Genomic DNA, 11,188 nt, shown 5'->3' with positions numbered 1-11,188 from the left:
CGGCCCGGGGGGGGCCGGGGGGGGGGGGGGGGGGGGGGGGGGGGGGGGGGGGCCCCCCCCCCGCCCCCCCCCGCCCCCCCCCCCCCCCCCCCCCCCCCCCCCCCCCCCCCCCCCCCCCCCGACCCGCCCCCCTCGCATCAACACCCAGCCGACGCCTCTGCTGTTGCTGTCGCTGTTGCTGTTGCTGTCGCCCCGCTCAAAGCGGGCCGCCGGGCCGCAGGCCCGGCATCCTCACCCCTCACCGCAGCGCGCGGCCCCAATACCCCAGATCGCGCCGTATCTGCAGATTACGAACCACACTCCCCAGCGGCTTGCGCCGCAGCGTACCCAACCGCCCCGCCAGGAAATCCTCCGTCGCCGCGATCACCCGCTCACTCGAACGCCCATCGCGGAACGGATGGATCGTCCCCGCATACCGCGCAATCTCCGCCTGCAGCGCAGGCTCCGGATGCAGCGCGCGCTGCAGCATCGCCGGCAGCGCCTGCGGATCATCGAAATCGATCATGTGCGGCTGCGGCACACGGTTGCGGAACGTCACCACCGGCTTGTGCTGCACGATGAACTCCGAAACGATCGACGACGTATCCGAAACCAGCACGTCCGCCGCCCGCTGCGCCGCCATCACCTGCTCGGGCTCCACGAACCGCGCATTTGCACCGGCCAGCGCGCGATAACGCTCGAACAGCGCCGGCGCGCACTTCGGGTGCAGCGTGAGCAGCCAGTACCGCCCGCCCGCCGCGATGTCCGCCGCGATCGGCTCCAGCAGATGCGGCGCCGCACTCAGGCGCTCGGTGAACGTGGAACCAAACAAGACCACCGGCCGGCCCTGCGCCGGCGCACGCAGCGCAGCGCTCTGGCCATCGTCATCGCGGAACAGCGGATCCAGCTTCGGCCAGCCCGTCTCCACCACCGCGAAATGTCCCTGCTGCGCCGCCATGGCCTGGAACGGCCCGGTGGTGGCCGGCCCCTGCGTGCAGTACAGATCGAACATGCCACGCACGCGGAAATGCCCACGCGCACTGTCGCGCTTCTGCACGTTGAAGCCATGGAACACCTGCACCTTCGCCCCGGACAGGAACGTCGGCACCCAGTTGGCGGCGCTGAGCACCGCCTGCGGACGCATCGCCAGCGCCTCGCGCAGGCCGACGGTGCGGACGCCCGGTAGTTCACTACCCGCCGCGCCACCTTCAAACCACGCCGCCACCGAATGACCGGATGCGTGCAACGCCTGCGCCAACGGGGCGAGAATAGGAAGCGCATAGCGCTCCGTCGCAAACAACAGGTACCCGGCCATCATGTCCTCCACGACCGTCCACACCGAACGGCCTCGCATCTCGGCCTGCATTATCGCGTTCAACGAGGCCGGACGCATCGGCGACTGCCTGGCTTCGCTGGCATTCTGCGATGAGATCGTGGTGGTGGATTCGCATTCCAGCGATGCCACCGTCGCCCTGGCCGAGGCCGCCGGCGCACGCGTGCTCCAGCGCCGGTTCGAGGGCTTCCGCAGCCAGAAAGCGTTCTGCGTGGAACAGGCCACGCATGACTGGGTACTGTGCCTGGATGCCGACGAACGGGTCAGCCCCGAGCTGCGCGCGGCCATCGAAGCGGCGCGGGATGGGGGATTCAGCGGCCACCACGGCTACCGCTTCGCGCGGCTTTCAGAGTACTTCGGCCGTTTCCTGCGCCACGGCAACGCCTATCCCGACCGCGTGCTGCGCCTGTTCGATCGTCGCCACGGCGGCTGGCGCGGCAAGCGCGAGATCCACGAAGCGGCCAGCATCGATGGCCCCGTGGGCACCCTGCGCGGTGACCTCATCCACTACCCCTACCGCTCACTGCAGCAGCAGCTGGCGAAGACCGAAAAGTACGCCAGGATGATGGCCGAGCACGAATACAGCCGCGGCAAGCGGGCCACCCTGGCCAAGCTGGTGCTGGCGCCGGCCTGGCGGTTCTGGCGGGGCCTGCTGCTGCGCGGCGGCTTCCGCGATGGCTGGCACGGGCTGGTGTACGCCTACGTGCGCGCCAACTACGTCCGCCAGAAGACCATCATGCTGTGGATGCTCCAGCACGGCCAGCCGGTGGCCGATCCACCGCTGGACCTGCCGACGGATCAGCCGGGCCGCGACGCGACGCGTTGATGGCGCAGCCCGTCCAGCCGTGACAGGCCGGCCAGCGCGCCGACGATGGAGGCGTAGAAGCTGGCCGTGATCTGGTGCGCGAACATGGACTGGGTCAAGCCGCACAGCACGTAGCACAGCACGATCAGCAGACCGGCAGCGGCCGGACCGCGGAAGGTGGCACGGCCGCTGCGCCGGTGCAGCCACAGGAACAGCGCCGCCGGCACGCCATAGACCGCCAGCAGCAGCAGCACGCCCGGCGCACCCTGCGTGGCCGCCCATTCGGCGATATCGTTGTGTGCATGGCCCAGATGGCAGCGCTGCTCGGCCGGATCCTCCCGGCACATCGGCAGGCGCTGCATGGCGTCGTCGAAGTGCCCGATCCCCACCCCCGTGAGCGGATGCTCGGTGAAGGTTTCCCAGGCCACCTGCAGGCGCTCCACGCGGGCGCCGGCGGACGAATCCGTATCTCCGCGCTCCATGCGCTGCACATCGCTCTGCAGCTCGGTCAGGCGCATCTGGTGACGCAGCTCGGGCATGGCCAGCACGGCGCCGGCGCCGCCAGCCAGCAGCAGCACCAGCAGGCCCATGCGCAGCCGCAGGCTGCCCCAGCGCACGCTGAAGACCAGCGCCAGCACCACCGCGAGCAGGGCGATGAACACGCCGCGGCTGCCGGTCAGCACGATGGTGGCGGCACCGGCGCAGACGCCGGCGATGACCGCCGCCCATGCCGCGCGCCCGGAAGGACGGCAGAACAGCAGCACCACCATCAGCATGACCACGATATCGGCCAGCACGATCGCATTGGTGTGCAGGTCCGCGCGCGGCGCGCCGCCAAGGACCTGGACCAGTGACAGTACGAACACCGCAAGCAGCCCGGCCAGCGCACCGCCCCACAGCCAACGCCCCTGCAGGCGCAGCGCACACACCCACAGCGCGATCCAGGGCATCACCACCAGGCGCGAGCGGTTGTCCACATCACGCAGGCCATGGTCGAAATACAGCACCGAAGCGACCGCGGCGGCGATCACCACCACGGTCAGCCAACCCAGCACGCTGGCGGCGCGGCCGGCCTCCGGGCGTGCCCGCCACAGCAAGTCCGGCACCAGCAGGGTGCTCAGCAGCAGCAGGACACCGAACGGCAGCAGGTTGGCCGGCGCCGTAATGGTCAGCGCGGCAAGACACACCAGCCCGACCTGGCCCATCCCGCGCGCGACGCGGCCACGCGTGCCTCCCGGGAGTGGCAGCACGGCAACGCGGGTGGCGAAGGAAGGATCGGGGGCGGTCACGGGCGCGGGGGCTGAGGTCGGGGCAGACGGCGGATTCTGTGGGCGGCAAGCATAACCGGGCCTGTCCGTCGCCGGCGTAACGCGTCGGCGTCAGTCGTCGGCATCGCGCGCGTGCAGTTTCTTCTCCAGCGCCAGCTCGGCCGCGCTTGGCACGCAGGGCCCGATGACCGCCTTCGCCGGCACCAGCCACCAGCGGCGACGGTTGGCGATGCCTGCCAGTTCGGCCTGCGTGCGGTCGATGCAGCCCAGCACGGCCGGTTCCTGCACCAGCAGCCAGCGGCGCTCGGGCGCCTGGGCCTGCCAGGCGACCGCATCGCGCAGCTGGACGCCCCATTTCACCTGGAAACCGAAGGTCACCGCCGGGCGGTCGGCCATCAGCAGGTTCTGCTCTTTCCAGGCTACCAGGGCCAGTTCCTCGTCCGCGCCGATCCGCTTGCCCACCGCCTGCATCAGGCCACGGGCCGAGCTCGAATCATTCAACAGCGGATAGCCGACCAGGCTGTACAGCAGCCAGATACCGGTCAGTGTGGAGATCACCGCGATGTGTGCGCGGCGGCGGCCCCAGCCAATCAGGCTCACAAGCCCCCACGCCCCCATCGCCACGGCGGCCCACGCCAGTGAATCGGTCACGGTGCGGTCAATGCCGCGCGAGCCGATGAGCCGTTCCTCGAAGCCCGGCTGCCCGGTGAGCATGGCAATGCCCAGGTACAGCGTGATCGCCACCAGCAGTGCGGCAAAGCCGGCCAGCACCCATTGCACGTCGCGCCGGCGCAGAAGACCCGGCAGCAGCGGTCCCAGCGCCAGGCAGAACATCGGCAGCGCGGGCAGGATGTACACATCGCGCTTGCCGTGCGGAATGGAGAAGAACAGCACGATCAGCGCCCACCAGGCGAGCAGCACGAGGTAGCGCGGGTCGCGCCGGCGCAGGCGCCGCCACCAGGCCGGCAGCGCCCATGGCACGACCAGGACCGCCGGCAGCCACATCGAGGGCATGGTCGCCAGGAAGTACCACCACGGCTGGTGGTGGTCCCATGACTGCGCATAGCGCTTGGCGGTCTGCCGGAACAGGATGTCGTTCATGTAGGCCCGGTACTCGCCCGAGCCGGTGGCAAGGGCCGTGACCACCATCGGCACCAGCCACAGCGCGATGGCCAGCAGGAACATCAGCGGCGCCACCCAGAACTTCCACGAGCGTGCATGCAGCGCGACCCTGCGCCAACCGCAGGCGGCGGCCACCACCGCCGGCAGGATCATCAGCAGCGCCAGCACGCCCACGCCCTTGGTGATGACGCCCAGCCCGGCGGCGAACCAGCCCAGCCACCACCAGCGCCAGGCCGGCCCGAGCAGCAGGTGGCGCAGCAGACCGTAGTTGGCCAGAGTGATGAAGAACACGATCAGGGGATCGATCTGCGCCTTCTTCGACTGGAACGTGAAATGCAGCGCGAACAGCAGCGCCCAGGCCGCATAGAGGCCGACGCGGCGGGTCCACAGCCGGCGCCCGAGATCATGCACGCAGGCCAGCGTGCCCAGCGCGGCGAGCATCGAGGGCAGCAGGAACGCGATCCGCCAGTTGCCGAACAGGCTGTACAACGTGGCCTGCCACCACATGAGCATGGGCGGCTTGTCCGAATACAGCTCCAGTCCGCGGTGCGGGAACAGCCAGTCCCCGCTTTCGACCATCTGCTTGGCGACCAGCGCAAAGCGCGGCTCGTCCGATGGCCATGGGTCGCGCAGGCCCAGCCCGGCGCCGAGGACCAGCAGCGCCATCACGATCAGAAGCCAGGTTTCGCGGGACGCGCGTGTCTTGAGCATGGGGACCGCGAGGAAAAAAGAAGGAATCAGGCGCTTTTTAGCAGACGCGCGTAGAAAAATCCGTCGCCCCCGTGCCCACCCGGCAGACGCTGGCGCCCCACGCCCTCACAATCCGTACCAAATGCGTCACCGAGCGCATCCGCTTCCGCATCGGCATGCCACTTCAGGAAGCCCTGCACCTGGTCCACGTTCTCGGCGCGCAGGATCGAGCAGGTGGCATACACCAGTACGCCGCCAGGACGCAGCATGTTCCAGCAGGCTTCCAGCAGGCGCGCCTGGATGCCGACCAGGGTCGCGATGTCATCGGCGCGGCGGTGGAACATCACGTCCGGCTGGCGGCGGATGATGCCGGTGGCCGAGCACGGCGCATCGAGCAGGATGGCATCGAACGGGACGCCGTCCCACCACGCACCGGGGTCGCTCGCGTCGGCGGCCTTGAGCTGCGCGTGCTCGCCCACGCCGGTGCGGTTGAAGGTGTCCTTGACCCGGGCCAGGCGCCGCGCATCGATGTCCAGCGCCAGCAGGCGCAGCGATGGATCGCGCTCCAGCAGGTGCGCGGACTTGCCGCCGGGCGCGGCGCAGGCATCCAGCACGCGTGCGCCGGCCGGCGGTGCCAGCGCGTCGGCCGCGCACTGGGCCGAGAGGTCCTGCACGGAGAGGGCGCCTTCGTTGAAGCCGGGCAGCTGGTTCACCGCAACGGGCGTGGCCAGCCGGACCGCATCGGGAGACACCTCGGTGCCTTCGGCGGCGATGCCCGCAGCCTCCAGCGCGGCCAGCATCTGCGCGCGGCCGCCCTGCTGGCGGTTGACCCGCAGCCACAGCGGCGCCGGCTGCAGGCTGGCGGCGAAGATGCCTGCGGCCTGCTCCGGCCAGTCACGCTCGATGGCTTCGGCCAGCCAGGCCGGGAAGGCATCGCGCGGCGGCTGCGGCGGAAATCCTTCGCGCTGCGCGCGGCGCAGGATCGCGTTGACCAGCCCGGCCTGGCGATCGCGGCCGAGGCCACGCGCGGCATCCACCGTGGCCGACAACGCCGCATGCGCGGGCAATTCGAGCGCATCAAGCTGCGCGAAGCCGACCATCAGCAGCGTGCGCAGGTCGGCGTCGCGCGCTGCCAGCGGCTTCTGCATCCAGGCGGCCAGCGCGGCGTCATAGGTGCTGCGACGGCGCAGGACCGAAAAGCACAGCGCTTCCAGCAGCGCCCGGTCGCGGGTATCGGCGAGCTTGGGCAGCGCCCAGGCCAGTTCGGCCTTCAGCGAGCGTCCGCGGGTGAATACCTGGGCCAGCACGCGCGCGGCCAGCATGCGCGTGGCGGCGCCGGGGGCAGCCTTGGACAGCTGCAGATCGTTCTCCTTCGCCACCTGGTCAGGCCCCTGCCTGCAGGTCACGGCGCGCGTTGAGGTAGTCGGCGGCGGTGATCGCCTTGCCGCCCTCGCGCTGCAGCACGCGCAGCCGCAGCGCGCCCTGGCCGCAGGCGATATCGATGCCTTCGCGGCCGGCGCCGATCACCGTGCCCGGTGCCTGGCCGCCATTGTCATCCAGCGCCACGGCCCCATGGATGCGCACGCGTTCGCCGGCCAGCTGCGCTTCGGCGATGGGCCACGGGTTGAAGGCCCGCACGGTGCGCGCCAGCGCCTGCGCATCACCGTTCCAGTCCAGCCGTGCCTCGGCCTTGTCGAGCTTGTGCGCGTAGGTCACGCCTTCGGCCGGCTGCGGCCGCGCGATCGGCTTGATGCCTGCGCGCAGCAGGCCCAGGCCATCGGAGAGCACCTGCGCCCCCAGTGCGGCGAGCTTGTCGTGCAGCTGGCCACCGGTATCGGTGGCGGCGATCGGCAGTGACTGGTCCAGCAGCACGGGGCCGGTATCCAGGCCGGCCTCCATCTGCATCAGGCACACGCCGGTCTGTACGTCGCCCGCCTGGATGGCGCGCTGGATCGGCGCGGCACCGCGCCAGCGCGGCAGCAGCGAGGCGTGCACGTTCCAGCAGCCGTAGGTGGGCATGTCCAGCACCGCACGCGGCAGGATCAGTCCGTAGGCCACCACCACCATCAGGTCCGGCTGCAGCGCGCGCAGCTGCGCCTGGGCGGCGGCGTCCTTCAGTGTTTCCGGCTGGAAGACCGGGATGCCACGCGCCACCGCCTCCAGCTTGACCGGCGAAGGAGCCAGCCCGCGGCCGCGGCCCGCCGGGCGATCGGGCTGCGTATACACCGCCACCACTTCGTGATGGCGCGCAGCCGCGCGCAACGATGACACCGCGAACTCCGGCGTACCGGCAAAGACAATCCTCATGGCTACCCCACTTGCAGATGGACGTGCAGACGAAACTTCGGCGCCGGTGAGCGGCGCCGGACAACCCACGCCGGCGGCATGGGCAGGGTGGCCGCGCGCGGCGGCCGTGCTGGAATCAGGCCACGTGCCTGCGCTGCTTGGCCAGCTTCTTGCGCACCATCTCGCGCTTCAGCGGCGAGAGGTAATCGATGAACAGCTTGCCGTCCAGGTGGTCCATCTCGTGCTGCACGCACACCGCGAGCAGGCCGTCGGTGGACAGCGCCTGCGCCTGCCCCTGGCGGTCCAGGTACTTCACGGTGATGGTGTCGGCACGGTGGACGTCGGCGAAGATGCCGGGGACCGACAGGCAGCCCTCCTGGTACACCTGGCCGCCGTCCTGGGCGACGATTTCCGGATTGATGAAGACCATCGGCTGGTCTTTGCCTTCGCTCACGTCGATGACCATGAAGCGCTTGTGCACGTCCACCTGGCTGGCGGCAAGGCCGATGCCGGGGGCGTCGTACATCGTCTCGAACATGTCATCGAGCAGGGTCTGGAATGCCGGCGTGGTCACCTCGGCGGCATCGATCGTCGCAGCCTTGGTGCGCAGGCGCGGATCGGGGAATTCGAGGATGGGAAGCAGGGCCATGGGGAGTCATCGTCTGGGGAGGGCCGGTCAGGACCGGCGGTACGGCGCAGATTCTATCGCCAACGCTTGCCCTGCGCCCCGGTTTCTGGACTATAGTGCGGCAACCTGTTGGGGAATCAGGGCTGACCACTCTTATGTTGCTACGTATCCGCACGGTCGTCGCCGCGGCGATGTTGACCGTTGCCGCCTATGCTACCGCTGTTGAAGTGAATGGCGGGCACCCCGCCACCTATGTCGTGCAGAAAGGCGACACGCTGTGGGACATCTCCGCGCGGTTCCTGGAGAAGCCCTGGCTGTGGCCGGAAATCTGGCAGGCCAACCCGCAGGTGGCCAATCCGCACCTGATCTATCCGGGGGACGTGCTGAGCCTGGCCTATCTGGACCGCGTCGTCGGTTCGGTGCAGCAGGGACCGCGCCGGGAAGCGCCGATCAATGCCATTCCGCTGTCGGAAGTCGAGCCGTTCCTGAAGGAGCTGAGCGTCGTGGACCGCATCGACCACCTGCCCTACGTGGCCGGGCTGGAAGATGACCGCCTGCGCGCCACCAGTGGCCAGGTCGCCTACGTGCGTGGCCTGGAACAGGCCCAGGTGGGCCAGCGCTACGCCGTGGTGCGACCGACCGTGAGCTATGCACTGCCCAAGCCGACCGAGGATCTCGACCCGAACGGTCGGGTGACACCGGGCAGCGGCAACCTGTGGAAGAACTACAGCGTGCCGGTGAAGCGGCCGGCGCAGCACCTGGGCTATGAACTGGCCAAGGTGAATGTCGGCACCGTCACCCGCCTGGCCACCGGCAACGCCGATGTGGTCTCGCTGGCGCTGCAGGCCAACGGCGATGGCCGCGAAGTCCGGCCCGGCGACCGGCTGGTCCCGGTGGAAGCCACCCCGTACGACCTGCAGTTCGTGCCGCACATTCCGGCGCCGGGCGTGGACGGCCTCGATGTGCGCGTGCTGGCGGTGACCGACATGTTCCTGTCAGGGGGCCCGCGCGATGTCATCGCGATTTCCGCCGGACGCGTGCAGGGCGTGGACAACGGCACCGTGTTCTCGCTCTGGCGCCAGGGCAGCCATGTCAACCACCGCATGAAATATCCGAACTCTTCGCGCATGGATACCTCGCGCGTGGACGGGGCGGGCCGTCTTTCGCTGCCGGACGAATACGCCGCGCACGCGATGGTGTTCCGTACCTTCGACGACGTCAGCTACGCGCTGGTGATGAAGGGCGTGAAGCCGGTGCTGGTGGGATACGGCGCACGCCATCCCGATGCGCAATGACGATGTGGCGTGACGCCGCCGTCCGGTAGGCCCCCGCCGGTGGCGGGCGCGTCCTGCCACCGACAGCACACTACGACGGCGCCCTAGGGCGCCGTCCTGGTTTGCGGCGCACGCTGGGTGCATGGACGACCGCGCTGCCCTGATCACTCTCATCCTCGCCAACGGCGCCCTGGGGCCCCGGCATCGCCTGGCTTTCCACGAGACGGGCCCGGTGCAGGCCCTGCGTGCGGGGCCCACGCTGTGGAAGGCCGTTGGCTGCACGCCGGCGCAACGCGCCCGGCTGGCCCAGCCCGATCACGCAGCCATCGACCGCACCCTGCGCTGGCTGGACCAGCCCGGCCACCACCTGCTGCCATTGCCCGCCCTGCCCCTGCCCCTGCGCCAGATGGCCGAAGCACCGCTGGCGCTGTTCGTGCACGGCGATCCCGGCCATCTGGCGCAGCCACTGGTGGCCGTGGTCGGCAGCCGCTCGCCCACCCCCAGCGGACGCGCGCTGGCGGGCGAGTTCAGTACCGCCTTCGCCCGCACCGGGCTGACGGTGCTCAGTGGCCTGGCGGCGGGGATCGACGGTGCCGCCCACGAAGCGGCGTTGAATGCCGGGGGCACCACGGTGGCGATCGTCGGCAATGGATTGGACGAGGTGTATCCGCCGCATCACCGCCATCTGCAGGCCACCATCGCCACGCGGGGCGCGGTGGTCAGCGAGTACGCACCGGGCACGTCCTCGCGGCCGGCGCACTTTCCGGCACGCAACCGGCTGGTGGCCGCACTGGGCCTGGCCACGCTGGTGGTGGAGGCGGCAATGCGCTCGGGCGCGTTGATCACCGCCCGGCTGGCGGCCGAGGCCGGGCGCGAGGTCTGCGCCATTCCCGGTTCAGTGCGCAATCCCCGTGCGCAGGGCTGCCACAGGCTGATCCGCGACGGCGCGGCCCTGGTGGAGACGCCGGAGGAGGTTTTCACGCTGCTGGCCCCGGCGCTGTCGCGTGATTTCCCGGCGCTGGCCGCAGGCGACTTGCAAAAACCGGTCACCGGCCCCACTGAACGGGGACGGCAGCACGCACTGCCGCCCTCCCTGGCTGGCAACGCCGACTACCAGTGCTTGTGGAAAGCACTGGATCACGACCCAACCCCTATGGATTGCCTGATCCGTCGCAGCGGATTGACGGCTGTGCAGCTGTCCTCCATGCTGCTGGCCATGGAACTGGCGGGGATCGTGGTCTGTGAACACGGCCGCTACTGTCGAAACCCGGGTTTCCCAACCTCCACAGCGTCGAAGACGCAGGCCGAGGGGCAATGAAAGAAAGCATTCTGGACGTCCTGCTGTACCTGTTTGAACACTATTTCAGCGAGGACGCCGACCTGATCAGGGACCGCGACTCCCTGCAGAACGGCCTGATCCAGGCCGGGTTCAGTCCGACCGAGATCGCCAAGGCATTCGATTGGCTCGATGTGCTGGCCGCGCAGCGCCCGGCCATGTCCGCAGGCCGTGTGGACGGTCCGGTGCGCGTCTACCACGGCCCGGAACTGGACAAGCTGGATGTGGAGTGCCGCGGTTTCCTGCTGTACCTGGAACAGCACGGTATTCTGGATGCGGACCAGCGCGAGCTGGTGCTTGACCGCGCGATGGCCCTGGACCAGGACGAGCTGGACCTGGATGACCTCAAGTGGGTGGTGCTGATGGTGCTGTTCAACCAGCCCGGCGCCGAAGCGGCGTACGCCTGGATGGAAACCCAGATGTTCCTGGACGAGCCAGAACCGCTTCACTGACCGTACACTTGCCCC

Annotated in this window: 10 protein-coding genes; 4 read left to right on the top strand and 6 right to left on the bottom strand. The window is 69.7% G+C overall.

Annotation, left to right across the window (positions count from 1 at the left end; all coding sequences use genetic code 11):
* Positions 1 to 238 precede the first annotated feature (238 nt).
* Positions 239 to 1,297, bottom strand: coding sequence for a CDP-glycerol glycerophosphotransferase family protein (locus tag FHY09_RS09635; protein WP_208407751.1), 1,059 nt, complete (start codon positions 1,295 to 1,297; stop codon positions 239 to 241).
* On the opposite strand from FHY09_RS09635, the gene FHY09_RS09630 reads away from it, so the two are divergent.
* Complete coding sequence (locus FHY09_RS09630; RefSeq protein ID WP_166926544.1) at positions 1,296 to 2,138, top strand: glycosyltransferase family 2 protein; 843 nt, start codon at positions 1,296 to 1,298, stop codon at positions 2,136 to 2,138. The two genes, FHY09_RS09635 and FHY09_RS09630, sit on opposite strands and share 2 nt — an antisense overlap.
* On the opposite strand, the gene FHY09_RS09625 is transcribed toward FHY09_RS09630, so the two are convergent.
* The 5 genes from FHY09_RS09625 to def all read right to left on the bottom strand — a co-directional run bounded on the left by FHY09_RS09625 (position 2,111) and on the right by def (position 8,132).
* Positions 2,111 to 3,322 carry an O-antigen ligase family protein gene (locus tag FHY09_RS09625; protein WP_166926615.1) on the bottom strand — a complete coding sequence of 404 codons (1,212 nt, stop codon included), beginning with the start codon at positions 3,320 to 3,322 and terminating at the stop codon, positions 2,111 to 2,113. The genes FHY09_RS09630 and FHY09_RS09625 overlap by 28 nt on opposite strands.
* 174 nt (positions 3,323 to 3,496) lie before the next feature.
* Complete coding sequence (locus tag FHY09_RS09620) at positions 3,497 to 5,218, bottom strand: ArnT family glycosyltransferase (protein ID WP_166926541.1); 1,722 nt, start codon at positions 5,216 to 5,218, stop codon at positions 3,497 to 3,499.
* Between the two features lie 26 nt (positions 5,219 to 5,244).
* Entirely contained in the window at positions 5,245 to 6,519 is a 1,275-nt protein-coding gene (gene rsmB, locus FHY09_RS09615; protein ID WP_208407749.1) for a 16S rRNA (cytosine(967)-C(5))-methyltransferase RsmB, read from the bottom strand.
* Between the two features lie 61 nt (positions 6,520 to 6,580).
* Entirely contained in the window at positions 6,581 to 7,504 is a 924-nt protein-coding gene (fmt, locus tag FHY09_RS09610; protein WP_166926537.1) for a methionyl-tRNA formyltransferase, read from the bottom strand.
* A gap of 115 nt (positions 7,505 to 7,619) precedes the next feature.
* Positions 7,620 to 8,132, bottom strand: a complete 513-nt coding sequence (gene def, locus FHY09_RS09605; protein ID WP_166926535.1) for a peptide deformylase — start codon at positions 8,130 to 8,132, stop codon at positions 7,620 to 7,622.
* Positions 8,133 to 8,266: 134 nt separating this feature from the next.
* Here def and FHY09_RS09600 point away from each other — a divergent pair, with 134 nt between their 5' ends.
* The 3 genes from FHY09_RS09600 (at position 8,267) to FHY09_RS09590 (ending at position 11,173) form a co-directional block, all read left to right on the top strand.
* Positions 8,267 to 9,406, top strand: a complete 1,140-nt coding sequence (locus tag FHY09_RS09600; protein WP_166926533.1) for a LysM peptidoglycan-binding domain-containing protein — start codon at positions 8,267 to 8,269, stop codon at positions 9,404 to 9,406.
* Between the two features lie 121 nt (positions 9,407 to 9,527).
* On the top strand, positions 9,528 to 10,703 hold the full coding sequence (gene dprA / locus FHY09_RS09595) for a DNA-processing protein DprA (protein ID WP_166926532.1): 1,176 nt from the start codon (positions 9,528 to 9,530) through the stop codon (positions 10,701 to 10,703).
* Positions 10,700 to 11,173, top strand: coding sequence for a DUF494 family protein (locus tag FHY09_RS09590; RefSeq protein ID WP_166926530.1), 474 nt, complete (start codon positions 10,700 to 10,702; stop codon positions 11,171 to 11,173). The genes dprA and FHY09_RS09590 overlap by 4 nt, the downstream gene beginning before the upstream one ends.
* Positions 11,174 to 11,188: the final 15 nt, after the last annotated feature.

The sequence above is a fragment of the Xanthomonas sp. 60 genome (assembly GCF_011761925.1).
Note: the sequence above shows the minus strand (reverse complement) of the source record. Positions and strands in the feature narration are given on the sequence as shown.

Bases quoted from the DNA above. Each gene is read 5' to 3' on its own strand.
- rsmB (WP_208407749.1), bottom strand. From the start codon at position 6,519: ATGCTGGCCGCGCGCGTGCTGGCCCAGGTATTCACCCGCGGACGCTCG.
- FHY09_RS09635 (WP_208407751.1), bottom strand. From the start codon at position 1,297: ATGATGGCCGGGTACCTGTTGTTTGCGACGGAGCGCTATGCGCTTCCT.
- def (WP_166926535.1), bottom strand. From the start codon at position 8,132: ATGGCCCTGCTTCCCATCCTCGAATTCCCCGATCCGCGCCTGCGCACC.
- dprA (WP_166926532.1), top strand. From the start codon at position 9,528: ATGGACGACCGCGCTGCCCTGATCACTCTCATCCTCGCCAACGGCGCC.
- FHY09_RS09590 (WP_166926530.1), top strand. From the start codon at position 10,700: ATGAAAGAAAGCATTCTGGACGTCCTGCTGTACCTGTTTGAACACTAT.
- FHY09_RS09600 (WP_166926533.1), top strand. From the start codon at position 8,267: ATGTTGCTACGTATCCGCACGGTCGTCGCCGCGGCGATGTTGACCGTT.
- FHY09_RS09625 (WP_166926615.1), bottom strand. From the start codon at position 3,322: ATGGGCCAGGTCGGGCTGGTGTGTCTTGCCGCGCTGACCATTACGGCG.
- FHY09_RS09630 (WP_166926544.1), top strand. From the start codon at position 1,296: ATGTCCTCCACGACCGTCCACACCGAACGGCCTCGCATCTCGGCCTGC.
- fmt (WP_166926537.1), bottom strand. From the start codon at position 7,504: ATGAGGATTGTCTTTGCCGGTACGCCGGAGTTCGCGGTGTCATCGTTG.
- FHY09_RS09620 (WP_166926541.1), bottom strand. From the start codon at position 5,218: ATGCTCAAGACACGCGCGTCCCGCGAAACCTGGCTTCTGATCGTGATG.